The organism is Streptomyces sp. NBC_00234 (assembly GCF_036195325.1).
Taxonomy (GTDB): Bacteria; Actinomycetota; Actinomycetes; order Streptomycetales; family Streptomycetaceae; genus Streptomyces.
In genome coordinates, this window is sequence record NZ_CP108101.1 from 5705945 (window position 1) to 5732097 (window position 26153).

Here is a 26153-nt window from a genome sequence, read left to right on the forward strand (position 1 = left end):
CGGCCCGGACACCGGCCGGGCCGCCGACCGCCCGGCACGGGCCGTAGGCTTCCGGCGTGAGCGAGAAGAGCAAGTTCAGCGGGTGTCCGGCCACCGGAATCGGGTCCATGCCGGGCGGAGACGCACGGGAGGCGGCGAAGACCGTCACCGGATCCTTCGCCGACGGCCAGGGCATGCCGTATCTGGCCGAGCTGCCCGCCCGCGGACCGGGCGCGGACATGACCGGGCGGACCATCGGGCTGCTCGTCGAGATGTTCGGCCATGTCGAGCCCAGCGGCTGGCGGATCAGTGACCGCCCCGGCCGCGACACCCGCCGCGCCCGCTCCTGGCTGGGCGAGGACCTCGACGCGCTGGAGGAGTTCACCCAGGGTTACGAGGGGCTGATCAAGGTCCAGGCCGTGGGCCCCTGGACGCTGGCCGCCGGACTGGAGCTGCGGGGCGGCGAGGCCATGCTCGGAGACCCGGGCGCCTGCCGCGACCTGGCGGGTTCGCTGGCGGAGGGGCTGCGCGGGCACCTCGCGGAGGTACGGCGCCGCGTGCCCGGCGCCGAGGTGGTGCTCCAGCTCGACGAACCGTCCCTGACCGCCGTGCTGCTCGGGCGCGTCAGGTCCGCGAGCGGCTACCGCACCTACCGGGCCCTGGACCGGCAGATCGTCGAGGCGGGGCTGCGCGAGGTGCTGGCGGTGAACGGTGAGGCGCCGACCGTGGTCCACTCCTGCGCGCCCGAGGTGCCCTTCGCCCTGCTGCGCCGAGCCGGTGCCGACGCCGTTTCGTTCGACTTCTCCCTGCTCACCGAGCGTGAGGAGGAGGCGATCGGGGAAGCCGTCGAGGGCGGCACCCAGCTGTTCCTCGGAGTGGTACCCGGCACCGACGCCGCCTCGGACGGATTGTCGGACCCTGGCGGTAGCGTCATGGGTGTCAGGACGCTGTGGAGCAGGCTGGGGCTGAATCCGGGGACTCTCACCGAGTCCGTCGTGGTCACTCCGTCGTGCGGGCTCGCGGGGGCATCGCCCGCGTACGCGCGTGCCGCACTCGCCCACTGCGCCCGGGCCGCGAGATCGCTCGCAGACAACCCTGAGTAACGGGGCACGGGTCAACGGGAGGACAGGACGATGGCCGGCGAACAGCAGGCGCAGCAGATCGCGGTGCCGGCGCAGGCACAGGAGCGGCACGCACTCCTTGCCGAGCAGGTCGAGGAGCACCGCTTCCGGTACTACGTGAAGGACCAGCCGGTCGTCAGTGACGCCGAGTTCGACCGGCTGATGCGTGAGCTGGAAGCGCTGGAGGAGCAGCATCCGCAGCTGCGTACGCCGGATTCGCCGACCCAGAAGGTCGCCGGGCCGTACCGCACGGAGTTCACCTCCGTCGAGCACCGCGAACGCATGCTCTCGCTGGACAACGCCTTCGACGACCTGGAGCTGGCCGCCTGGGCCGAGCGCGTCGCCAAGGACGTCGGCAGCGCCGGCTACCACTTCCTGTGCGAGCTCAAGGTGGACGGCCTCGCGGTCAACCTCACCTACGAGCACGGCAGGCTGACCCGCGCGGCGACCCGCGGCGACGGCCGCACCGGCGAGGACATCACGCCCAACGTCCGTACGATCGCCGAGATCCCGCACCGGCTGAAGGGCGAGCGGATCCCGGAGCTGGTCGAGATCCGCGGCGAGGTGTTCTTCCCGATGGAAGCGTTCGAGGAGCTCAACGCCCGGCTGGTGGAGGCCGACGACAAGCCCTTCGCCAACCCGAGGAACGCCGCGGCGGGTTCCCTGCGCCAGAAGGACCCCAAGGTCACCGCCACCCGTCCGCTGCACATGGTGGTCCACGGCATCGGCGCCCGCGAGGGCCTCGCGATCGACCGCCTCTCGCAGGCGTACGAGCTGCTGCACGAGTGGGGACTGCCCACCGCCAAGTACAACAAGGTGGTGGACTCCATCGACGGCGTACGGGAGTTCATCGCCCACTTCGGTGAGTTCCGGCACTCCGTGGAGCACGAGATCGACGGGGTCGTCGTCAAGCTCGACGAGATCCCGCTCCAGGGCCGGCTGGGATCCACCTCGCGGGCTCCGCGCTGGGCGATCGCCTGGAAGTACGCGCCGGAGGAGGTCAACACCAAGCTGGTGAACATCCGCGTCGGCGTCGGACGCACCGGCAGGGTCACCCCGTACGCCCAGGTCGAGCCCGTCGAAGTGGCGGGTTCCGAGGTCGAGTTCGCCACCCTGCACAACCAGAACGTGGTGAAGGCCAAGGGTGTCCTCATCGGTGACACGGTGGTGCTGCGCAAGGCGGGCGACGTCATCCCGGAGATCCTGGGTCCCGTCGTCGACCTGCGCGACGGCAGCGAGCGGCCGTTCGTGATGCCGGCCGAGTGCCCCGAGTGCGGGACGGCGCTGCGCCCCATGAAGGAGGGCGACATCGACCTCCGCTGCCCCAACGCACGTTCCTGTCCTGCCCAGTTGCGGGAGCGCGTCGCCTATCTCGCGGGCCGCAAGTGCCTGGACATCGACCACTTCGGCTATGTGGCGGCAGCGGCTCTGACCAAGCCGCTGGAGCCCGCCGAGCCGCCTCTGCTGGACGAGGGGGACCTCTTCGGCCTGACCGTCGAGCAGCTGCTGCCGATCCGGGCCTACGTCCTGGACCAGGACAGCGGACTGCCCAAGCGCGATCCGAAGACCGGCGAGGAGAAGATCGCGACGGTCTTCGCCAACCAGCAGGGCGAGCCGAAGAAGAACGCCCTGGGAATGCTGGAGGGCATCGCCGCGGCCAGGACGGCGCCCCTGGCCCGGATCCTCACGGGGCTCTCGATCCGGCACGTGGGGCCGGTCGCCGCCGAGGAGCTGGCCCGTCAGTTCCGGTCCATCGACCGGATCGACGAGGCGACCGAGGAGGAGCTGGCCGCTGCCGACGGGGTCGGCCCGATCATCGCCGCCTCGGTCAAGGAGTGGTTCGCGCAGGACTGGCACCGCGAGATCCTGCGCAAGTGGCGGGAGTCCGGGGTCCGCATGGAGGACGAGCGCGCGGGCGAGGACGAGGGGCCCCGGCCACTGGAGGGGCTCACCGTGGTCGTGACCGGCACGCTGGCCACCCACACCAGGGACGGCGCGAAGGAGGCGCTCCAGAGCCGGGGCGCGAAGGTGACCGGGTCCGTTTCGAAGAAGACCTCCTTCGTGGTGGTGGGGGACAACCCGGGCTCGAAGTACGACAAGGCGATGCAGCTGAACGTGCCCGTGCTCGACGAGGCGGGTTTCGCCGTCCTGCTCGAACAGGGGCCCGACGCGGCGCGCGAGGCAGCGGTGCCGGCCGAAGGCCAGGAAACGGCCTAGGGCCTGTCCGCGAAGGTCTCGTCCGGCCGGGTCGAAAATCCGATCGAGTCCGGCTTCGATCGATATGCCATCGACATGCCGTCAGGGAGTGGCCGGGGGGAAGAGGGGAATGAAAGCGGACAAGAGGGCGCGAGTGGTCAGGCCGTCGGCCTGCACCACCCGTTCGGCGCATACCAGAAGCTGACGGATCGCCGGTTCGCATTCGGGCAAGAGCTGTAGAGCGCTGCCCGTGGAGGCCCTCCGCGGCCTACTGTTGAGCGTGCACCTGCCGTGCACGGCTGCGTGGTGGGAATTGGTTCGTGGCGGCATGAAAGCGGCGGCCATCCTGTGACATCTGCACTGCCGGCTGTGAGAGGGACGGAATGAAACCGACCGAGAGCGCCGCACCGGTGTCGCGGCTGCAAGGTTTCGTCGGCCTCACGCCCCGGGTGGGAGCCGTTGTTGTGGCGATCGCGACGATCCAGCTCGCGACCGGGTTCTACCGCACGGTCCAGGACGGTCACGCACTCTTCCCGGACGGCAGGGCGGGCTGGTCACTGGCCCTGCTCACCGGCATCATCGTCGGCCATCTGGTGGCGCTCGGACGCGACCGCTGGTGGGGCGGCACCGGTTCCGGCGCCGCCCTCACTCTGGCCGTGCTGCTCGTCTACGGCTGGGTGCCCGCCGGCCTGGTCAGCCTGGTCGTCGTGGTGCTCGTCGGGACGGCACGCCGTCACCGCTGGTGGCAGGGGATGCTCCACGGCGCCGTGGACATCCTGGGCATCGGCGCCGCCGCGCTCGTCCTGGCCGCCTTCGGCGAGGTGCCGACCGTCGAACGGCCCTGGCGGCCACTCGACTGGGGCATCGACGCCCTGCCGGAAGTGCTCCTCGCCGCCTCCACCTATCTCCTCGTCACCCGGGTCCTGCTGTGGTACGCCCGAGCTCCGCAGGGCGGCGGGCTGCCCACGATCGCCCGTACCGCACTGCTCCGCCAGGGCCTCGTGGCCGTCGCCCTGCTCGGGATCGCGCCGCTGATCTGCGTCGTCGCGGTGGCCATGCCCGTACTGCTGCCGCTCTTCGCGGTTCCGCTGATCGCCCTGGACTCCACGCTCTGGATCGCCCGCGCACGGGCCGAGGAGCAGCTGCGCGACCCGCTGACCGGGCTGCCCAACCGCCAATGGCTGCTCGAAAGGACCTGGACGGCGCTGGAGGAGGCCGAGAGCATCGGCGCCAGGTCGGCGCTCGTCCTGATCGACCTCGACCGGTTCCGTGCCGTCAACGACACCCTCGGCCATCTCGCCGGGGACCGGCTGCTCCTGCAGATAGCGGACCGGCTGCGGCTGGCCCTGCCCCGGGGCGCGGAGGCCGCGCGGCTCGGCGGCGACGAGTTCGCCGTACTGCTGCCGACCACGGACTCCACGACGAGCGCCCAGCGCGTCGCCCGGCACCTGGTCGCGGAGCTGTCCTCCCCGCTCGACCTCGACGGCCTCACGCTCGTGCTGGAGGCGAGCGCGGGGGTCGCCGTCCACCCCGACCACGCGCTGGACGCCGAAGGGCTGCTCAGACGCGCCGACGTGGCCATGTACCAGGCCAAGCGGGACCGTACGGGCGTCGAGGTGTACGAGTCGAAGCGGGACAGCAACACCCCCGACCGGCTCGGTCTGCTCGGCGATCTGCGGCGCGCCCTCGACGCGGGCGAGGTGGAGCTGCACTACCAGCCGAAGGTGCGCTTCGACGGCCAGGTGGCCGGACTCGAAGCCCTGGTCCGCTGGGTGCACCCGGAGCGCGGGCGGGTCCCCCCGGACGAGTTCATCGCGATCGCCGAGTCCTCCGGCCTGATGCCGCACCTCACCGAGTACGTCCTGGAGACGGCACTGGCCCAGGTCGCCCGCTGGCGGGCCCAGGGGCTGTACGTACCGGTCGCGGTCAACGTCTCCCCGCGCGACGTCCACACGCCCGGTTTCGCGGGCAGCGTCGCCGCCCGGCTCGCCCGGCACGGCGTTCCCGCCTGCGCCCTTCAGCTGGAGATAACCGAACACGTGCTGCTGGAGGACCCGCAGCGGGCCGCCGACACCCTCGCCGGGCTGACCGGGCACGGCGTGAAGATGTCCCTGGACGACTTCGGCACCGGCTACTCCTCGCTGGTCCACCTGCGGAAGCTGCCGGTCAGCGAACTCAAGATCGACCGTTCGTTCGTCGCCCGCCTGGCCATCGACAACGAGGACGCGGAGATCGTCCGCTGCACCATCGACCTGGCGCATTCGCTCGGCCTGCTGGTCGTGGCGGAGGGTGTCGAGGACGACGAGACGTGGGAGCGGCTGCGGGACCTGCACTGCGACGCGGTGCAGGGCTGGCTGGTGGCCGCCGCGATGCCGCCGCAGGAGACGACGGCCTGGCTGCGGGCGCGCGGCGAGCACGGCTGGCGGCGGCCGGCGGAGCTGGAGGCCGCGGCCAGGGCCGCGGCGGCGGCCGGTGCGGCGAGCGGTACGGCCGCGGTCCCCGAGCTGGAGCACCGCCCTTCGGGGCGCGCGGTGTCGGGCCCGGCCACCGCCTGAGCGGGCGGGGCGGGCGCCGTCCGGGCCCGAAATGGCCGGGTGGCCGACCGGGGTGTTCCCCAGGTGGCGGTAGTGGATGCGGGTGACCCCATAGGATTGGGCCAAAACCACACACCAACCCCTGAGGATCGCTGCATGCCTGGCATCACGCGCGAGGAGGTCGCCCACCTCGCCCGGCTGGCACGTCTGGAGCTGAAGGGCGAAGAGCTCGATCACTTCGCCGGTCAGCTCGACGACATCATCGGCGCGGTCGCCCGCGTCTCCGAGGTCGCCGACCAAGACGTACCGCCGACCTCCCACCCGCTGCCGCTGACCAACGTCATGCGCGCGGACGAGGTCCGTCCGTCGCTCACCCCCGCGCAGGCGCTCTCCGGCGCCCCGGCCCAGGAGCAGCAGCGTTTCAAGGTGCCGCAGATCCTGGGGGAGGACTAAAAGTCATGACGGACATCAGCACCATCATCAAGCTGACCGCCGCCGAGATCGCCGCGAAGATCGCTTCCGGTGAGCTCACGGCCGTCGAGGTCACCGAGGCCCACCTGGCGCGGATCGACGCGATCGACGAGAAGGTCCACGCCTTCCTGCACGTCGACCGCGACGGAGCGCTCGCGCAGGCCCGCGCCGTCGACGCCAAGCGCGCCGCGGGCGAGAAGCTCGGCCCGCTGGCCGGAGTCCCGCTCGCGCTGAAGGACATCTTCACCACCAAGGACATGCCGACCACCGTCGGCTCGAAGATCCTTGAGGGCTGGATTCCGCCGTACGACGCGACGCTGACGCAGAAGCTCAGGGCCGCCGACGTCGTCATCCTCGGCAAGACCAACATGGACGAGTTCGCCATGGGGTCCTCCACCGAGAACAGCGCCTACGGCCCGACCGGCAACCCGTGGGACCTCACCCGTATCCCGGGCGGCTCGGGCGGCGGCTCCTCGGCCGCGCTCGCCTCGTACGAGGCCCCGCTCGCCATCGGCACGGACACCGGCGGTTCCATCCGTCAGCCCGCCTCCGTCACCGGCACCGTCGGCGTCAAGCCCACCTACGGCGGCGTCTCCCGGTACGGCATGGTGGCGTTCTCCAGCTCCCTCGACCAGGGCGGCCCCTGCGCCCGTACGGTCCTGGACGCGGCGCTCCTCCACGAGGTCATCGCCGGACACGACCCGATGGACTCGACGTCCATCGACGCCCCGGTCCCGCCGGTCGTCGAGGCCGCGCGCAACGGCTCCGTACAGGGCATGCGCGTCGGTGTCGTCAAGCAGTTCGCGGGCGAGGGCTACCAGGCCGGTGTCGTCCAGCGCTTCAACGAGTCGGTCGAGCTGCTGAAGTCGCTCGGTGCCACGATCGTCGAGCTGGACTGCCCGTCCTTCGACCTGGCCCTGTCGGCGTACTACCTGATCGCGCCGTCCGAGTGCTCCTCGAACCTGGCCCGCTTCGACGCCATGCGTTACGGCCTGCGGGTCGGCGACGACGGCACGAAGTCCGCCGAGGACGTCACCGCGCTCACCCGCGAGGCCGGCTTCGGCGACGAGGTCAAGCGCCGCATCATCCTCGGTACGTACGCGCTCAGCTCCGGCTACTACGACGCGTACTACGGCTCGGCCCAGAAGGTCCGCACGCTCATCACCCAGGACTTCGAGAAGGCGTTCGAGCAGGTGGACGTCATCGTCTCGCCGACGACGCCGACCACCGCCTTCCCGATCGGCGAGCGCGCCGACGACCCGATGGCGATGTACCTCGCGGACCTGTGCACCATTCCGACCAACCTCGCCGGCAACTCCGCCATGTCGCTGCCCTGCGGCCTGGCCCCGGAGGACGGCCTGCCGGTCGGGCTGCAGATCATCGCCCCCGCGATGAAGGACGACCGGCTGTACAAGGTCGGAGCCGCCGTCGAGGCCGCCTTCGTGCAAAAGTGGGGACACCCGCTGCTTGAGGAGGCTCCGTCGCTGTGAGTGCCATGGCAAAGAAGGCCAAGAACTTCAAGAAGTCGAAGACCGGGCTGTACGTATCGCTCGGCAGCACGGCGTTCGGTGCGATCAGCGTCGCCAAGCAGGCGAAGCTCGCGCGCAACGACAACGACGTGCTGCGGCTGATCGACGCCGCGGTGTCCGCCGCGGCCATCGTCACCGGCCTCGCGATCCTCTATCGCGAACTGAAGCGTCTCGGCGACGACGACGTCCTGCTGGGCTGAGAGGGAAAGTTTCACCGTGACTGTCATTGACCTGGAGTCGTACGAGGACGCCCTCGCGACGTACGACCCCGTCATGGGCCTCGAAGTCCATGTCGAGCTCGGCACCAAGACCAAGATGTTCTGCGGCTGCTCCACGGAGCTCAAGCAGGACGCCAACTCGCAGACCTGCCCGGTCTGCCTCGGGCTGCCCGGCGCGCTGCCGGTCGTCAACGAGATCGGCGTCGAGTCCGCGATCAAGATCGGTCTCGCGCTGAACTGCGAGATCGCCGAGTGGTGCCGCTTCGCCCGGAAGAACTACTTCTATCCGGACATGCCGAAGAACTTCCAGACCTCCCAGTACGACGAGCCGATCGCCTTCAACGGCTATCTGGACGTCCAGCTGGAGGACGGCGAGATCTTCCGCGTGCAGATCGAGCGTGCCCACATGGAGGAGGACACCGGCAAGTCGACGCACGTCGGCGGTGCCACCGGCCGTATCCACGGCGCGTCCCACTCCCTGCTCGACTACAACCGTGCCGGCATCCCGCTCATCGAGATCGTCACCAAGCCGATCGAGGGCGCGGGTGCGCGCGCTCCCGAGGTCGCCAAGGCGTACGTCGCCGAGCTCCGTGAGCTCATCAAGGCGCTCGGTGTCTCGGAAGCCCGGATGGAGATGGGGCAGATGCGCTGCGACGTGAACCTGTCGCTGCGTCCCCACGGCCGGGAGGAGTTCGGTACGCGCTCCGAGACGAAGAACGTGAACTCCCTGCGTTCCGTCGAGCGTGCCGCCCGCTTCGAGATCCAGCGCCACGCGGCGGTGCTGAACTCCGGCGGAACGATCGTGCAGGAGACCCGGCACTTCCACGAGGAGGACGGCTCCACCACGGCCGGCCGCATCAAGGACAACGCCGAGGACTACCGCTACTTCCCGGAGCCGGACCTCGTTCCCGTCGCCCCGGCCCGCGAGTGGGTCGAGGAGCTCCGCAAGGGCCTCCCCGAGCTGCCGCGGCTGCGCCGTGCACGGCTCAAGGAGGAGTGGGGCGTCTCCGAGCACGACATGCAGTCCATCCTCAACGCGGGCGCGGTCGACCTGATCGTCGCCACGACCGTGGCGGGCGCTCCGGCGGACCAGGCCCGCAAGTGGTGGATGGGCGAGCTCGCCCGTAACGCCAACGAGACCGGCCGCGGCCTCGACGAGCTGGGCGTCACCCCCGAGCAGGTCGCCAGGGTCGCCGAGCTCGTCGCCTCCGGCGACCTCAACGACAAGCTGGCCCGCCAGGTCCTCGAGGGTGTCCTCGCGGGCGAGGGCGACCCGGACACCGTCGTCGAGAAGCGCGGCCTGAAGGTCGTCTCGGACGAGGGCGCGCTGGGCACGGCCGTGGACGAGGCCATCGCCGCCAACGCGGCCATCGCGGACAAGATCCGCGGCGGCAAGGTCGCGGCGGCGGGCGCGCTCGTCGGCGCGGTCATGAAGGCCACCCGCGGCCAGGCGGACGCGGCGCGCGTGCGTGAGCTGATCCTGGAGAAGCTCGGCGTCGAAGGCTGACCTTCCGGCGTACCGATGTACGCGAAGGGGCGGTGCACCCGGATGTCCGGGCGTGCCGCCCCTTCGCGCATCCCGCCGCGCCGGGGCCCGGGGCCTCTCGTTTGGATCATGCCGGGCTCGCGTGCCCTGGCACGCGCATCTGCGGCGTTGTCGTCGGTCGCCGACGCTCCGCGTCGACTCCCTCCTCCGCCTTGCAGCTGCCCACACCAGACCCTGCTCCCTGATCCGGCCTGATCCAAACGAAAGGCCCCAGGCCGTTGGACTTCCGGGACGGCCTGTTGGACGTTCACCGCTGTGCCGTACGGCGGTCTTCCGGCCGCCACCTCGCTTCGTTAGCTTCCCCGCGTACGACCGATTCGGGAGGCTCACTTGACCACGGACATTTCACGGCGACGGCTCTTCGCCCTCGGGGGCGGCGCGCTCGGCGCGGCGGCGGCCGGATCGTTCCTGCCGCCGTCGCTGCAGGCCGCCATCGCCGCGCAGCCCGCCCGCCCGGCGGGGTCCGGCGGGCTCGACGACATCAGGCACGTGGTGATCCTGATGCAGGAGAACCGGTCCTTCGACCATTACTTCGGGATGCTGCGCGGTGTGCGCGGCTTCGGCGACCGCAACGCCGTCGAACTTCCCTCCGGCGCGTCGGTCTTCGAGCAGCCGGGGCCGCTGGGCGCTCCCGTGCTGCCGTTCCCGGTGCGCGGGGCCGCCGAGACGCAGAAGAAGGACCTGCAGTACATCGGCGCGCTCGACCACTCGTGGAGCGGCGGAGCCCGGGCCTGGGCCGGGGGGTGGATGAGCGGCTGGGTCACCGCGAAGACGGCCGCCACGATGGCGTACTACGACCGCCGTGACATTCCGCTGCACTACGAGCTGGCCGACACCTTCACGGTGTGCGACGCCTACCACTCGTCGATCCACACCTCGACCAGCCCCAACCGCAACCACCTGTGGAGCGGGAAGACGGGCTTCGAGGCGAACGGCAAGCGGGCCGTCGGCAACGACGCGTACAACGAGGGCACGCACCCCGGGTACGACTGGAGCACCTACGCGGAGCGGCTGGAGGCCGCGGGGCGCAGCTGGCAGACCTATACGGAGTGGGAGAACTTCACCGACAACCAGATCGAGTTCTTCGCCACCTTCAAGGCGATCGCCCGCAAGGCCCTCGCGAAGACCGGCGGGCACACGTTCATGGAGTCCTTCTACGCGGACGTCCGTGACGCGGGCGAGGCGAGCGAGCGCGAACGTCTGCTCGGGCTGCTGGAGGAGGGCGTCGCCACGCTGTCCGAGGCGGAGCGGAGCCTCTTCGAGCGCGGACTGCGGCGGGTGGAGACGGGCACACTGGCCGATCGTTTCGCCGAGGACGTGGCGGCGGGGACGCTGCCCGAGGTCTCCTACCTGGTGCCCTCGGCCGTGGACTCCGAGCACCCGAGCGTGTCCTCCCCGGTGCACAGCGCGACGATCCTCTACAAGGTGCTCGACGCGCTGGGTCAGCACCCCGACGTGTGGCGGCACACCGCCGTCCTCATCAACTACGACGAGAACGACGGTTTCTTCGACCACGTCCCGCCGCCGGTTGCGCCGTCCGAGGTGACCGAGGAGCACTGGGACGGCAAGCCCACCGGTCTCGGGGTGCGGGTACCGCTGCTCGTCGTCTCGCCGTGGACGATCGGCGGCTACGTCTGCTCCGAGGTCTTCGACCACACCTCCGTGATCCGCTTCCTGGAGCGGTGGACGGGCGTGAAGGAGCCGAACATCGGCGACTGGCGGCGCACGGTCACCGGCGACCTCACCTCGGCGTTCGACTTCTCGCGGGGCGGGCGGCAGCCGGAGGTGGAAGCGCCGGCGGCCATTCCGCCCTTCAGCGGGCGCTGGCAGCCGAAGCCGCCGGCCGTCCAGCAGATGCCCGTACAGGAGCCCGGGACGCGTCCCGCACGGCCGCTGCCCTACCAGCCGGACGCGCAGGCGTGGGTCACGGACGGAGCGGTGCAGGTCGGCCTCAGTAATACGGGGCGTTCGTCGGCGCACTTCACGCTCTATCCGTACGCGGGTGAGTTCCCGGCCCCTCAGCACCGGGATGTAAGGGGCACGGCGCAATGGACGGTGCCCCTTACCGGGGACGCCTACCGGTTCACGGTCACCGGGCCGAACGGCTTCCGTCGCGAGTTCGCGGGGGTGACCGGGGGTGACGCGGAGGTCGGCTCGCGGCTCGATGCCCGCGAGCGCGATCTGTACCTCACCCTGCGTAACACGGGGCAGCGGACGCTCACCTTCACGGTGCGGCCCCTCGGCTACGTCGACGAGGAGGATCTGCGCGGCTGGACCCGCCGCATCTCGGTGAAGCCGGGGCGCAGCCGTACGGTCGTGCACTCGGCGGCCGACGCACGCGGCTGGTACGACCTCGACGTCACGGTCGACGGGGACACCGCCTTCCGGCGGCGGCTGATGGGACACATCGAGAACGGCAGGGCGAGCATCTCCGGCTGAGCGGCTGAGCGGCTGAGCGGCTGAGCGGCTGAGCGGCTGAGCGGCTGAGTCGCTGCACGGCTGCACGGCCGAGGAGCTGAGTGGGCGGGTGCCGGTCCGGCGCCCGCCCACACCCGTCTGCGACGGGGCCCCTGGGGCAAATGGGTCGTGTAAGGGAGAAATCAAGCCCTGTGAGCATGGCCACGAAAGGGGCAAAGGATCACGTTTGGCTGCCAGAGTGACAGTTCTCAGGTCATGAGTTCTTTAACGGGAAATATTCGTTTATCTCCCCATAAAGAACCACGAACCCCCAGGGAGCACGTCCGTTGGCTGCCATTGCCCGCTGGTGTCTCAAGCACCGGCTCCTCGCCGTCCTCATCTGGCTGTTCGCCCTCGGCGGCACAGCCACCGCAGCGGGTTTCGCGGGTTCGGCCTACTCCAACGACTACGAGGTTCCCGGGACCGAGTCCGGTCGTGCCACCGAGCTCCTCCAGCACGGCTTCAAGGATCTCGGTGGTGACACCGACACCGTCGTGTGGCACACCAACGGCTCCACCGTCCGGGCCACCGACGTCCAGCAGACGATGACCAAAACCCTCCACACGATCGAGGAGCTGCCCGGAATCGGTGGCGTCACCAGCCCCTACGGCTCGGCCGGCGCCGGACAGATCAGCGCGGACGGCCACACCGCCTACGCCACGGTCACCTTCGACCAGCAGGCGGACGACATCGCGCCGGAGCAGGCGCAGGCCCTCGTCGACACCGCGAAGGCGGCGGAGAGCGACGGACTCCAGGTGGAGCTCGGCGGCACCGCGGTCGCCCTCACCGAAGCGCCCTCGGTCCACCTCAGCGAGGCCATCGGGGTGGTCGTCGCCGCGGTCGTCCTCTTCCTCGCCTTCGGCTCGCTCGCCGCGAGCATGCTGCCCATCGCCACGGCGCTCGTCTCCGTCGGCACGGCCTACGCGGGCATCGTGCTGCTCGGCCATGTGATGACGGTGGCCGACTTCGCGCCGATGCTGGGCATGCTCATCGGACTGGGCGTCGGCATCGACTACGCCCTGTTCATCGTCACCCGGCACCGCAGAGGACTCCGGCGCGGCCTGTCGGTCACCGACGCCGCCCAGAACGCCGTCGCGACGACCGGACGCGCCGTCGTCTTCGCCGGGGCCACCGTCTGCATCGCCCTGCTCGGCATGCTCATCCTGCGGCTCGGCTTCCTCAACGGGGTCGCGATCGCCGCCTCGCTCACCGTCGTCCTGACCGTCGCGGCGTCCGTGACCCTGCTGCCCGCCCTGCTCTCCTTCATCGGGATGCGTGCGCTGAGCCGGCGGGAGCGCAGGCAGCTCGCCGAGAAGGGCCCGCAGCCCGAGCTGCCCACGGGCTTCGCCGCCCGGTGGTCCGCGTTCGTCGAACGGCACCCCAAGCTGCTCGGGGCGGTCGCCGCCGTCGTGATGCTGGTCCTGGCCCTGCCCACGTTCGGCCTGCATCTGGGCACGTCCGACCAGGGGAACAACCCCGCCACGGCCACCACCCGGCAGGCGTACGACCTGCTGGGGGAGGGGTTCGGGCCGGGGGTCAACGGGCCGCTGACGATCGCCGCGCAGCTGGACGGCGCCGACGACCGGCTCGCCCTGGACGCGCTGCCCGAAACACTGCGGGCCACCGAGGGCGTCGCGTCGGTCAGCCCCGTGACGTACAACAGCAGTGGCGACACCGCGTTCGTCACCGTCGTTCCGGACTCGGCGCCGCAGTCGCAGCAGACCAGCGAGCTGGTCGACCGGCTGCGGGCGGACGTGCTGCCCGAGGCCGTGGACAACACCTCGCTCCAGGCCCATGTGGGCGGTGTGACAGCCAGCTACGACGACTTCGCCGAGATCATCATCGGCAAGTTGCCGCTCTTCGTCGGGGTGGTCATCGCACTCGGCTGTCTGCTCCTGCTGCTGGCCTTCCGTTCCCTCGGCATTCCGCTGAAGGCCGCCGTGATGAACGTGGCCGCCGTCGCCTCCTCCTTCGGCGTCGTCGTCGCGATCTTCCAGTGGGGTTGGGGGAGCGAACTGCTCGGGCTCGGCAGCGCCGGGCCGATCGAACCCTTCCTGCCGGTGATCATGGTCTCGGTGCTCTTCGGGCTGTCGATGGACTACCAGGTCTTCCTGGTCGGCCGGATGTACGAGGAGTGGCTGGAGACCGGCGACAACCGGCGGGCGGTCCGGGTCGGACTCGCCGAGACCAGCCGCGTGATCAACTCGGCCGCCGTGATCATGATCTCGGTCTTCCTCGCCTTCGTGCTCAGCGGTGACCGCGTCATCGCGATGTTCGGGATCGCACTCGCCGTGGCGGTGGCACTGGACGCCTTCGTCCTGCGCACCCTGCTGGTGCCGGCCCTGATGCACATGCTGGGCGGCGCGAACTGGTGGCTGCCCGGCTGGCTGGACCGGCGACTGCCGCGGATCAGCATCGAGCCGCCGGACACCGGCGTGGAGCATGCGAAGATCCCGGGGACGCGTACGAGCGAGGACGGCGCACCGGTGCCGCAGCCCGCCGAGCCCGTCCACTAGACCGGAGGAGCACGATGTTCGCGATATCCCTGGGTGACGACGGAGCGGAGCTGCGCCCGCTGGAGACCTGGCAGGCACAGGAGTTCCTGACCCACATCGACCGGGCGCGCGAGCTCGTGGACCCCTGGATCCCCTTCGCCGCAGCCGCCAAGGACCTCGACTCGGCGCGTGCACTGCTCCAGCGGTACGCGGACAGCCAGGCGGCCGACACGGGACGGCTCTACGGCATCTGGCTCGACGGCACGCTGGTCGGCGGAGTCCTGTTCCGGATCTTCGAGGCCGGGACCGGAAACTGCGAGGTCGGCTGCTGGCTCGAACCGGCGGGGGAGGGCCGTGGCCTGGTCACCCGGGCGATGCACCAGCTGATCGACTGGGCGGTCGACGTGCGGGGCATGCACCGGGTGGAGTGGGTCGCCTCCTCGGCCAACACGCGCAGCCTCGCGGTCGCGCAGCGGCTCGGCATGACACGCGACGGCGTGAGGCGTGAGAGCTTCCTCTACCAGGGGAAGCGGCACGACTCGGAGATCTGGTCCGTGCTGGCGCCGGAATGGCGTGCCCGGCGCGGCTGAGAGCCGGCCGGGGCCGAAACGTTAAGAGGGTTCTCATCCGGGACACCTAGCGTGCGGCGCATGAACACCTCCACCTCCAAGACCTCCACCGCTCCCGCCGTCGACGACGACCGCGAGGAGAAGACGGCGACGGACGAGAGCGCCGTGAAGGAAACGAAGGCCACCAAGGACACGAAGGACGCGACCGGGGCCTCCGACACCGAGGCCGCGGCGACCGACGGCGTGAACGACGACGTCGAGGCCGACGACGACGCCGACCTGGAGCTCGACGCCTACGACGAGGCCGAGGCGACCGCCGCCTCCGGCTTCGGCGCGGGCGCCGCCGCCGTCGTCGCCGCCGGGCTCGGCATCGTCTCGCTCACCGGCGCCTGGACCGGCCGGGTCGCCGCCGAGCGGGAGACCCTGATCGGTCAGATCAAGACCTCCGGCGGCGGCAGCGCGGCCCAGCAGATCTCCGAGATCTACGCGGACGCCTGGCACACCACCGCCCTGGTCAACGGCCTGTTCGCGCTGCTCGCCCTCCTGGTGGGCGTGTTCGTCCTCGTCCGCCCGGCCTTCGGCGCACCCGCCGAACGCCCGCAGCCCGGCTGGATCCGCGCCGTCGCCCTGGCCGGTGTCGTGCTCGGCGTGCTCGGTGTACTGATCTCGGCCGGCATGTACTTCGACCTGCTCCTCTCGCTGCCCAGCGCGGGTGCGGCGACCGGCGGCTGAGGCCCGCCCCCGAGGCACCGGCCGGACCCGGAGCCTCTTCGGCCCGGACTGGCGGGCGGGCCGGGAAGACGCCCGCCCGCCGGTCCGGGACGAAACGCGGCCGAGGGCCGCGACGGCAGTTTGACGAGAGGCCCTAAGGCATCCGCCGTGCGTCCCCGGTGCGGTGTACGGCATGGGCTGCGCGCGTCTAAGGCCCCCACCCCGCGGAGATGCGGCACTCGCCCGATGCGGCGACACCCCCTGGCGAACGACAGTTGGGGCACGGCCGGAAAGGCCCCGGCAACCGCCGGTCAGGCCCCCACGGCCCGCCGTCACCAGGGAGAGAGCCATGTACGCGTACGAACTCCACCAGATCCAGGCCGCCGAACTCATCCGCCGGGCCGAGTCGCAGCGCCTGGTGCGCGAGGCGGTGCTCGCCCGCCGTGCGGCGCGCCGTACCGGACGGGACGACACCGAAGGGCGGGTGAGCGCGAACCGGAGTCGCTTCGTCCACGCCGCGTAGCGATGGCGGCCCGCCTTCCGGCTGCCGTGGCATCGGACCCGTGTGCGATGCTCGGCGGCGTGGAGACCAAGTCCGTCAGCCCCGTGTTCATCGGCCGCACCGACGAGCTCGCGCTGCTCACCGAGGCGCTCGCACAGTCCGCGGCCGGTGAGCCGCAGGCGCTGCTCATCGGTGGAGAGGCGGGCGTCGGCAAGACCCGTCTGGTCGAGGAGTTCCTCGCGGTGGCCGATCGCCGCGAGGCCGTCGTCGCCGTCGGCGGCTGCGTCGAAATCGGCGCGGACGGGCTGCCGTTCGCCCCGTTCTCCACGGCGCTGCGCGCCTTGCGCCGCACCCTGCCCGAGGAACTGACCGAGGCGCTGGCCGGCCAGGAGGGCGAACTGTCCCGCCTGCTGCCCGAACTCGGCGACACCGGCCACGAGCCGAACGACGAGCACGGCACCGCCCGTCTCTTCGAGCTCACCGCCCGGCTCCTGGAACGCCTCTCCGCCGAGCGCACCGTCGTCCTCGTGCTGGAGGACCTGCACTGGGCCGACGCCTCCACCCGCCACCTCCTCGCCTATCTCTTCCGCACCCTGCGCAGCGGTCGCCTCACGGTGATCGGCACCTACCGCGCCGACGACATCCACCGCCGCCACCCCCTGCGCCCGCTCCTCGCGGAGATGGACCGGCTCCGCGCCGTCCGGCGCATCGAGCTCGCCCGCTTCACCCGGGCCGAGGTCCGCCGCCAGCTCACCGGCATCCTCGCGGCCACCCCCGAGACCGGACTGGTCGACGAGATCTTCGACCGCTCCGACGGGAACGCCTTCTTCGTCGAGGAACTCGCCCGCAGCCTCGAATGCTGCGGCGACAGCTCCGAGCTCTCCGACTCCCTGCGCGACCTGCTCCTCGTACGGGTCGAGGCGCTGTCCGACGACGCGCAGAAGATCGCGAGGATCGTCGCCGAAGGCGGCTCCACCGTCGAACACGAACTGCTCGCGGCCGTCGCCGGGCTGTCCGACGACGCCCTCATCGAGGCCCTGCGCACCGCCGTCGGCGCCAACCTGCTGCTCCCCGCCCCGGACACGGGCGGATACCGCTTCCGGCACTCCCTCGTCCGCGAGGCGGTCAGCGACGACCTGCTGCCCGGCGAGCGCTCCCGCCTCAACCGCCGCTACGCCGAGGCCCTGGAGGCCGACCCCACGCTCGTCCGCGACGACGAACGCGCCACCCGCCTCGCCAGCTACTGGTACGCGGCCCGTGACGCGGCGAAGGCGCTGCCCGCCGTACTGAAGGCATCCGTCGAAGCCCGCCGCCGCTACGCCCACTCCGAACAGTTCCGTCTGCTGGAACGGGCCATGGAGCTCTGGGACGACGTACCCGAAGACGTACGCCGCACCCTGCGCCCCATCGACTACGCGGAGGTCTACCCGGCCTGCGCGGGCGACCCCGGGACCGCCCCGCTCCGCTATCTCGACCTGATGGCCGAAGCCACCGTCGCCGCCCGCTTCGGGGGCGACCGCGAAAGGGCCCTGGCCATCGCGAAGAAGGCCATACGCGTCCTGGACAGCGGGCAGGAGCCGCTGCGCGCCGCCTGGTTCTGGGTGCAGCGCTCCCGTCTGACCCAGGACCTCACCCGCGGCGACGGCCGCCAGGAACTGGCCCTCGCCCAGGACCTGGTCCGGGGCCTGCCCCCGTCCGCCGTGCACGCCGACGTCCTCACCAACGTCGCCAGTTGGGGAGCCCTGCACCAGCCCGGCGCCGAGACCCTCGCCGCCGCGGACCGTGCCGTGGAGTACGCACAGCTCGTCGGTGACGAGCCCATCGAGCTGTACGCCCGCCTCACCCGGGCCTGGCTCGCCGCCGAGGCGGGCGGCGTCGACGAGGGCATCGCCGAGCTGTACGCCATCCGCGACCGTGCCGAGGAACTGCACCTGGTCGGGATCATGGGCCGGGCCAGCATCAACCTTCCCTCCACGCTCGAATCCATGGGCCGGTCCCTGGAGGCCGTGGCCGCCGCGGACCACGGAATCGAGGTCTGCCACAGCCACGGCATCGCCGACACCGAAGCCTGGGTCCGGTCCAACCAGTCGCACTCCTTGTTCTCCCTCGGGCACTGGGACGAGAGCGCGAAGGCCGCCGATGCCGCCGCCCTGATCGCCCGCTCCCGCAAGGCCCGCGGACTCGTCGCCGCCCGCCGTACGGAACTGGCACTCGCACGCGGCGACTTCGCCGAAGCGGAGACCCAACTCGCACTCACCCGACGCCATTTCGGGCACCTCGATCCGCAGCCCCAGCACCTCATCACCCCCGCCCGTCACGCGATGGCCCTGGCCGCCCAGCACGGCCGCCTCTCCGAGGCCCGGGCCGCCTTCGAGGCACAGGCCGCACTCGGCTTCCCGCCGGGCACCCAGCGGTACGCCCTGCCCCTGCTCCACGTCGCCGCCGCGGCCGAGGCCGACGCCCGCGGCCTGCCCGCCGCCGATCCCGGACGCCCCGCGATCCTGGAGCTGATCCGCACCCACCTCAAACGGCTGCCGATGCTCGTCCCCATATGGGCCGCCCACGGTGTGCTCGTCGAAGCCGAACTGGCCCGTGCCGAAGGGACCGACACCCCCGACCACTGGTCCCGCGCAGCGACCGCCTTCGCACCGCTCCAGCGGCCCTACGAAACGGCCCAGATCCGCCACCGCTGGGCGGAATCCCTCCTCACCGTCCAGGGCGACCGCTCCTCCGCGGCCCCGCTGCTGCACGAGGCCCACGCCGCCGCGGTGAGGCTCGGGGCACGGCCGCTCACCGAGACCATCGAGCTGCTGGCCGGCCGCGCCCGCGTCCCGCTCACCGCGCCCGAGCCGACGCCCGGGCCGCAGATCCACCCCGCCGTTCTCGTCCCGGCCGCGGATGCCGTGGCGGCCGAGGGACAGGACCCGGCCGAGGCCGCCGTCGAATCCTTCGGGCTGACACCGCGCGAGCGGGACGTGCACCGGCTCGTGGCCGCCGGTCACACCAATCGAAGGATCGCCGAGGAGCTGTACATCTCGCCCAAGACGGCGAGCGTGCACGTCTCCAACATCCTTGCCAAGCTGGGGGTGGCCAGCCGCGGCGAGGCCGCTGCCCTTGCACACCGCCTCCGGCTCTACCCGGTGCGGTGACGACGGCGCGGTGACCGACGGCCCCGGTGACCGACGGCCCGGTGGACAGGCCCCGGCACGGTGCTAGCGCACCTCCAACAGCACTATCCGGTCGTCCCCCTGCTTCGGGGAGCCACGGCCGTCCGTGTTGCTGGTGACGAGCCACAGCCGGTCCTCGCCCGCGGCGAGCACGGTCCGCAGCCGGCCGTACTCCCCGTCGAGGAAGGACTGGGGCGCCGCCAGGGGTTCGTCCTCGGACGTGCCCGAGAGCGGAATGCGCCACAGCCGCTCACCGCGCAGGCCCGCCATCCAGATCGATCCGTCGGCGAAGGCGATTCCGCTCGGCGAGGCGTCTTCCGTCTTCCACTGGGCCACCGGGTCGATGAAGCCCTTCTCGCCCTGCTCGCCCTCCACCTCGGGCCAGCCGTAATTTCCGCCCGGCTCGATGCGGTTCAGCTCGTCCCAGGTGTTCTGGCCGAACTCGGCCGCCCAGAGCCGCTTCTGCCCGTCCCAGGCCAACCCCTGCACATTGCGGTGCCCGTACGAATACACCACCGAATCGGCCTCGGGATTGCCGTGCACGGGCTCGCCGTCGGGCGTCATCCGAAGGATCTTCCCGCCCAGCGACTCCTTGTCCTGGGCCAGCCCCGTGTCCCCGGTCTCGCCGGTGCCCGCGTACAGCATGCGGTCCGGGCCGAAGGCGATCCGGCCGCCGTTGTGGATGGAGCCCTTGGGGATGCCCCGCAGGATCGTGTCCGGCGCGCCCAGCTGCTGGCCGGCCGGCTTCCGCTCCTCGTACAGCATGCGGGCGATGCGGTTGTCGGACTCGGTCGTGAAGTACGCGTACACCAGGCGGTCCGCGCCGAACGTCGACGAGACGGCGAGGCCCAGCAGTCCGCCCTCACCGCCCGGCGACACCCCGGGCACGGAGCCCAGCAGGGTCTTCTTCCCGCTCTCCCCGTCGATCAGAGTGATCGTGGCGTCGTCGCGGGAGGCCACCAGCAGATCACCGCCGGGCAGGGCCGCCAGCCCCCAGGGGCTCGCCAGCCCTTCCGTGAGCGTGGAGACGACCTTCACCGAACCCTTGGCGGGGGGCAGATCCGAGGGCGTGCCGGAAGGGGAGGGAGCAGAGGCGGAGGCGGACGGCGGTGACGCGTCGCCCTCCCGTTCCCCCGGACTCCCCGAGCCCGCCTCGGACGCACAGGCTGCGGACATCAGGAGCGAGGCCGCGGCCAGCGCGGCCACCGCGCCTTTGCGGACAGCGGGGGAGAGAGCAGATCCGAACACAGCAACGATCCTTTCGACGGCCGCACCACTACTGTTCCTACACCGCAGCCCCGCCCCGGGTTCCCGATCTCCGCCAATTCTCTCGCGGCACCCTCAGTCCCACGACCCGCGTGCCCGCGGCAGCCCGGCGATCTCCGTCAGATCCGCGTCGTCGAGCTCCAACTGCGCCGCGCCCGCGTTCTCCACGGCCCACTGCTCCCGCTTCGCGCCCGGTACGGGCACCACGTGAGGCCCCTGCCGCAGCACCCACGCCAGCGCCACCTGCGCCGGAGTGGCGCCATGGCGCTCCGCGATCCGCCGGAGCCCGGACACCACCGGCTGGTTCGCGGCCATCATCTCGGCGGTGAACCGCGGGTGCCTGGCGCGCGGATCGTCCGGCTCGAAACCCTGCCCAGGCGTGAGCGTTCCCGTGAGATAGCCGTTCCCGAGCGGCATCGCGGCCAGCAGCCCCACACCCCGCGCCGTGCACCACGGCAGCAGCGACTCCAGCGCCTCCGGCGACCACACGGAGAGCTCGGCCTCCACCGCGCTGACCGGGAAGACCTGCTGCACGCGCTCCAGTTGGCGGATCGTTCCGTCGTGCAGGCGCGCGCCCGACCGGCGTGAGGCGTGCGCCCCCACCGCGCACAGACCCAGCGCCCGCACCTTCCCCGCGGTCACCAGATCGGCCATCGCTCCCCAGGTCTCCTCCACCGGCACCTCGGGGTCGGCGCGGTGCAGCTGGTACAGGTCGATCACATCGGTCTGCAGCCGCCGCAGCGAGGCGTCGCAGGCCCGCCGCACATAGCCCGGGCGCCCGTTGGCGACGATGTGCTGATCGCCCACCAGCAGCCCGCCCTTGGTGGACAGGAACGCCTCGCTCCGGCGCCCCTTGAGCGCCCGGCCCACGAGCAGCTCGTTCGTGAACGGGCCGTACATGTCCGCCGTGTCGAGCAGTCGGACGCCTGCGTCGAGCGCCGCGTGCACGGTCCTCAACGAGCGGTCGCCACGTTGTTGCGAGGTGCTGTACGCCCAGCTCATCGGCATACAGCCGAGCCCGACCGCGCCCACGGCGAGCGCCGCCGCACCGATTGTCCTGCGCTCCAACTCCCCGAACCCTCCCTCGGTCCCGCGGTCACGGGACCACACCGCACCCCAAAGTAACCTCTGCTCCCGGGCGGCTGTCGGGCAGCAGGCCCCCCACGACAGGCCCTAGCCTTCTGAGCATGACTTCGAAGACCACGACCGACGTATGGCTGCCGATTCCGGCCGATGAGATCGACGGGCTTCCCGAGGGGCTCAACTACCTCTTCTGGGACGGCGGCCAGGACTTCCCCGCGGACCCCGCCGACTGCGCCTTCTACGTCGTTCCCTATATGAAGGGCCCGCAGGTCGCGTCGCGCCCGCTCGACGCGATGCGTTCGGTACGGGTCGTGCAGACGCTCTCCGCGGGTATCGACCACGTGGAGCCCGGCCTCGGCCTTCTCCCGGCCGGTGTGCGGCTCTGCAACGCCAAGGGGGTGCACGAGGCGTCCACCGCCGAGCTGGCCCTCGCGCTGATCCTCGCCTCGCTGCGGGGCTTCCCCGGCTTCGTGCACGGCCAGGACAAGGAGGAGTGGCGGTCCGGCTTCTATCCCGCGCTCGCCGACAAGTCCGTGCTCATCGTGGGGTACGGATCGATCGGTTCGGCCATCGAGGACCGGCTCGAACCCTTCGAGTGCGCGCGGGTGGCGCGCGTCGCGCGCTCTGCGCGGACGACAGGGCGCGGTCCCGTACACGCGCTCGGTGACCTGCCCACGCTGCTGCCCGAGGCCGACATCGTCATTCTGTCCACCCCGCTGAACGCGTCCACACAAGGGCTGGTGGGGGCGGAGTTCCTCAAGGCGATGCGGGACGGCGCACTCCTCGTCAACGTGGCCAGGGGACAAGTGGTGGACACCCAGGCACTGTTGTCCGAACTCGAGTGCGGTCGGCTGCGCGCCGCGCTCGATGTCACCGACCCGGAACCCCTGCCCGCCGGTCATCCTCTCTGGCATGCTCCCCATGTCCTGATCACTCCTCATGTGGGCGGCAGCACGTCGGCGTTCCTGCCCAGGGCCAAGCGTCTGCTGGCAGGGCAGCTCACCCGCTTCGCCACGGGCGAGCCGGTGCGGAACGTCGTACTCACCACCGGCTGAACACGCTCCGGAGTACGTTCATCGCAGCGGGTTCCCGCAATGCCGCAGGTCGTCACGGAGAGTAGAGGAAGTATGTCCCTGAGTGACGGGTCTGGTGTATCGTCCAGAGCGGGGGGCTGCGTCGTGGAAGGGGCGACGCGGGGGAGGAAGTAGAACGCGAGGGGGCGACGGGCGATGTGCGGCCAATGGAGAGACGATCCGACGCGGCAGGGCGAGCAACGGCGGTCATCGGTACTGACGCCGGACAGGACTCGACCCCGCCCACAACCACGACGGGCAGCGGGCCGGACACCGGGGGTGCCGGACGCGATCCGGGGAGTTCCACGGTGAGTACGGTCGGGGCCCCGATCTCCCGGCAGTCGGTCGCGGGGGAGAGCTCGGGGCTGCGCTCCCAGATCGCCCTCGCCGCGGTCTGCGCCGGATATGCCCTCGGCGCGGCCGTCGGCTGGGGCTCACCACAAGTCGCCCTTTTCATGGGTGATTTCGGGCTCAGTATCGCCGCCCTGGTCGCGGCACTCTCCTGCTTCCTCTACGCGCGGGCCGGCACCAGCCGTCTGCGGCCCGCCTGGCTCCTGTTCTCGCTCTCCTCGCTGATGGCCGCCTGCGGCAACGCGGTCTGGGGGTGGTACGAAGTGGTGCTGGAACTCCCCGTGCCCACCCCGTCCCTCGCCGATCTCTTCTTCCTCTGCTTCGCGCCGCCCGCCATCGTCGGGCTGCTCGTCCTCGCCAAGCGTCCGGTCACCCGGGCGGGCTGGGTGTGCCTGGCGCTGGACTCCTGGCTGATCGGCGGATCGCTGCTGACGCTCTCCTGGAGCCTCGCCCTCGCCCACACGGCCCACGCCGCCGACCCGCAGGGCGAGAGCGTGGCCAGGGCCGCGCTCTCCCTCGCCTATCCGCTGCTCGACATCGTGCTGGTCTCCATGGTGCTCGCGCTGCACTTCCGGCGGTCCAACGTCAACCGCTCCGCGGTGAACACGGCCATCGCCGCGCTCGCCCTGACCGTCCTGTGCGACACCGTCTTCACCTCACCGCTGCTCCGCTCGACCTACCACTCCGGCCAGTTGCTCGACGCGGGCTGGTTCACCGGCTCGCTGCTCCTCGCGTACGCCCCCTGGGGCGCGCGCCGCCGCGATGCCGAGGCCGCCAGGCCCGGCTCGACCGCGACGCGCACCATCAGCCGCCCCATCGCCGGCTCGCTGGCCGCGCTGACGCCCTATCTGGCCGCGGCCGTCTGCACCCTGGGGATCCTCTACAACGTGGTCGAGGGGCGCCGGGTCGACCGCGTGGTGATCTTCACCGGATGCACGGTCGTGCTCGCGCTGGTCGTCCGGCAGGGCATCATGCTCCTCGACAACATCTCGCTCACCCAGGAGCTGGCGCAGAAGGAGAACCACTTCCGCTCGCTGGTGCAGGGGTCGAGCGACGTGATCATGATCGCCGCACCCACCGGCATACTGCGCTACGTCAGCCCCGCGGCGGCGGGCGTGTACGGGCGCGAGGCGGACGATCTCGTCGGCTCCGAGCTGGCCTCGATCATCCATTCCGAAGACCTCGGCCGGGTGGTCCACGAGGTGCGGCGCTTCCTTGCCGCGTCGCCCCACGAGGAGCCCACCACTCGCATCGAGTGCCGTTTCAGGTCGGGCACCGGTGAGTGGCTCAACGTCGAGTCCACCGTCAACCGGCACCAGGGCGGCCTGCTCCTGAACAGCCGGGACGTCACCGAGCGGGTCAGGCTCCAGGCCCAGTTGCAGCACAACGCCGAGCACGACCCGCTGACCGACCTGCCCAACCGCGCGCTCTTCACCGACCGGGTCCGCCAGGCGCTCGGCGGCCGGCGCTCGGGCGACTCGGGCACCGCCGTCCTGTTCATCGATCTCGACGGCTTCAAGGCGGTCAACGACACCATCGGCCACCAGGCCGGTGACGAACTCCTCGTCCAGGCCGCCCGCCGCCTCGCCGACTCCGTGCGGACCGGGGACACCGCGGCCCGCCTCGGCGGCGACGAGTTCGCCGCCCTCATCGTCGGCGACGGCACCCGCGACCAGGGCGCCCGCGAATACCAGGTGCACGAGATCGCCGACCGGCTGCGCCTCACGCTCTCCCAGCCGTACCGCATCGGGGCCAGCGAGGTCCGGGTGGCCGCCTCCATCGGCGTCGCGTTCGCGGAGCCCGGCATCACCCCCACCGACCTCATGCGCAACGCGGACCTCGCCATGTACCGCGCCAAGGCCGGCGGCAAGGACCGGGTCGAGCTGTACGCCCCGCAGATGCAGGCCGATGTCGTACGCCGCTCCGAGCTGGCCGCCCGGCTGCGTACGGCCCTGCGGGACGGTGAGTTCGCGTTGCTGCACCAGCCCGTCGTCCATCTCGGCAGCGGCACGGTCGCCGCCGTCGCGGCGCAGGCGCGCTGGCGCTCGGCGCAGGGGATCCTCTTCACCCCGGCCGAATTCCTCCGGGTCTCCGACGACACCGACCGCACCGCCGAGCTCGGCCGCTGGCTCCTGGAGGCGGCCGTCGAGCAGGCCGCCGACCGGGCCAGGGCCGGACACCCGGTCTCCGTCTCGGTGCGCCTCTCCGCCGGACGGCTGCTCGACCGGTCCCAGCCCTTCGGGTCCATCGAAGCGCTCCTGACGCGGCACGGCCTGCCCTCGGGCGCGCTGATGATCGAGGTCGCCGACAGCGACCCGCGCATCTCCTTCGACGACCTGGAACAGCGCCTGGTCGCGCTGCGCCGCCTGGGCGTACGGATCGCGCTCGACGGCTTCGGCAGCGGTTACGCGGCGATCAACGCCCTGCGCAGGCTCCCCATCGACGTGCTGAAGCTGGACCGCGGGCTCGTCGAGGGGGTCGTGGAGTCCGCCAGGCTCCACAAGATCACCAGCGGGCTGCTGCGCATCGCCTGCGATCTCGGCATGCAGTCCGTGGCCGACGGCGTCGACGTGCCGGAACAGGTCCTCGCGCTCCGCGCCATGGGCTGTACGCACGGCCAGGGGATGGCCTTCTCCGGACCGCTCGACGAGTACCGGCTGCGCCGGGCCCTGGTCAGGGGAGAGTTCCCCGTACCGGGCAGTCCCGCCGCTCAGCCCGTCCTGACGGGCGGCTCGATTCCCCTCCTGACTGGCTCACATGCTGAGACGCCCGTCCCACCCACTTGACACCGTGCGCGTGCCGGAGAGAGGGTCAATGCCATGCGCACCCGAATTCTCGTACTTGGAAAGCGCGTCGGCTGAAGCAGAGTTCCGCAACGACACTCT

The 26153-nt window shown here is 71.3% G+C and carries 17 protein-coding genes; 15 read left to right on the forward strand and 2 right to left on the reverse strand.

Annotated elements, in window-relative coordinates:
* Positions 1–56 precede the first annotated feature (56 nt).
* The 13 genes from OG230_RS25230 (at position 57) to OG230_RS25290 (ending at position 19477) form a co-directional block, all read left to right on the forward strand.
* On the forward strand, positions 57–1082 hold the full coding sequence (locus OG230_RS25230; protein WP_328906009.1) for a methionine synthase: 1026 nt from the start codon (positions 57–59) through the stop codon (positions 1080–1082).
* A gap of 30 nt (positions 1083–1112) precedes the next feature.
* Positions 1113–3317, forward strand: coding sequence for an NAD-dependent DNA ligase LigA (ligA, locus tag OG230_RS25235; RefSeq protein ID WP_328906010.1), 2205 nt, complete (start codon positions 1113–1115; stop codon positions 3315–3317).
* A gap of 362 nt (positions 3318–3679) precedes the next feature.
* Positions 3680–5851, forward strand: coding sequence for a putative bifunctional diguanylate cyclase/phosphodiesterase (locus tag OG230_RS25240; protein WP_328906011.1), 2172 nt, complete (start codon positions 3680–3682; stop codon positions 5849–5851).
* Between the two features lie 135 nt (positions 5852–5986).
* Entirely contained in the window at positions 5987–6283 is a 297-nt protein-coding gene (gene gatC, locus OG230_RS25245) for an Asp-tRNA(Asn)/Glu-tRNA(Gln) amidotransferase subunit GatC (RefSeq protein ID WP_003966094.1), read from the forward strand.
* 5 nt (positions 6284–6288) lie between these two features.
* Positions 6289–7791 carry an Asp-tRNA(Asn)/Glu-tRNA(Gln) amidotransferase subunit GatA gene (gene gatA / locus OG230_RS25250; protein WP_328906012.1) on the forward strand — a complete coding sequence of 501 codons (1503 nt, stop codon included), beginning with the start codon at positions 6289–6291 and terminating at the stop codon, positions 7789–7791.
* 5 nt (positions 7792–7796) lie between these two features.
* Complete coding sequence (locus OG230_RS25255) at positions 7797–8030, forward strand: hypothetical protein (RefSeq protein ID WP_073727053.1); 234 nt, start codon at positions 7797–7799, stop codon at positions 8028–8030.
* A 16-nt stretch (positions 8031–8046) separates the two neighbouring features.
* Positions 8047–9555, forward strand: a complete 1509-nt coding sequence (gene gatB / locus OG230_RS25260; protein WP_328906013.1) for an Asp-tRNA(Asn)/Glu-tRNA(Gln) amidotransferase subunit GatB — start codon at positions 8047–8049, stop codon at positions 9553–9555.
* A 369-nt stretch (positions 9556–9924) separates the two neighbouring features.
* Complete coding sequence (locus OG230_RS25265; RefSeq protein WP_328906014.1) at positions 9925–12033, forward strand: phosphocholine-specific phospholipase C; 2109 nt, start codon at positions 9925–9927, stop codon at positions 12031–12033.
* A gap of 305 nt (positions 12034–12338) precedes the next feature.
* Positions 12339–14567 carry an MMPL family transporter gene (locus OG230_RS25270; protein ID WP_328906015.1) on the forward strand — a complete coding sequence of 743 codons (2229 nt, stop codon included), beginning with the start codon at positions 12339–12341 and terminating at the stop codon, positions 14565–14567.
* 14 nt (positions 14568–14581) lie between these two features.
* Positions 14582–15136 (forward strand): GNAT family N-acetyltransferase, encoded by a 555-nt coding sequence (locus OG230_RS25275; protein WP_328906016.1) that lies wholly within the window; start codon positions 14582–14584, stop codon positions 15134–15136.
* A gap of 60 nt (positions 15137–15196) precedes the next feature.
* The gene (locus OG230_RS25280) at positions 15197–15847 is read left to right on the forward strand and encodes a hypothetical protein (RefSeq protein ID WP_328906017.1); all 651 of its coding nucleotides are present in this window, start codon (positions 15197–15199) and stop codon (positions 15845–15847) included.
* A gap of 328 nt (positions 15848–16175) precedes the next feature.
* Positions 16176–16349: a hypothetical protein gene (locus OG230_RS25285; protein ID WP_328906018.1), complete on the forward strand. Its 174-nt coding sequence runs from the start codon at positions 16176–16178 to the stop codon at positions 16347–16349.
* 47 nt (positions 16350–16396) lie between these two features.
* Positions 16397–19477, forward strand: a complete 3081-nt coding sequence (locus tag OG230_RS25290) for a helix-turn-helix transcriptional regulator (protein ID WP_328911524.1) — start codon at positions 16397–16399, stop codon at positions 19475–19477.
* A gap of 63 nt (positions 19478–19540) precedes the next feature.
* Here the strand turns inward: OG230_RS25290 and OG230_RS25295 are convergent, their stop codons facing one another.
* Positions 19541–20671 carry a PQQ-dependent sugar dehydrogenase gene (locus OG230_RS25295; RefSeq protein WP_328911525.1) on the reverse strand — a complete coding sequence of 377 codons (1131 nt, stop codon included), beginning with the start codon at positions 20669–20671 and terminating at the stop codon, positions 19541–19543.
* A 165-nt stretch (positions 20672–20836) separates the two neighbouring features.
* Entirely contained in the window at positions 20837–21793 is a 957-nt protein-coding gene (locus OG230_RS25300) for an aldo/keto reductase (protein ID WP_328911526.1), read from the reverse strand.
* A gap of 155 nt (positions 21794–21948) precedes the next feature.
* Between OG230_RS25300 and OG230_RS25305 the strand changes: the two genes are divergently transcribed.
* Together OG230_RS25305 and OG230_RS25310 are read left to right on the forward strand one after the other, a co-directional pair.
* A complete protein-coding gene (locus OG230_RS25305) occupies positions 21949–22899 on the forward strand; it encodes a 2-hydroxyacid dehydrogenase (protein ID WP_328906019.1) in 951 nt (316 codons plus the stop codon).
* Positions 22900–23225: 326 nt separating this feature from the next.
* Complete coding sequence (locus tag OG230_RS25310) at positions 23226–26054, forward strand: putative bifunctional diguanylate cyclase/phosphodiesterase (protein ID WP_328906020.1); 2829 nt, start codon at positions 23226–23228, stop codon at positions 26052–26054.
* Positions 26055–26153: the final 99 nt, after the last annotated feature.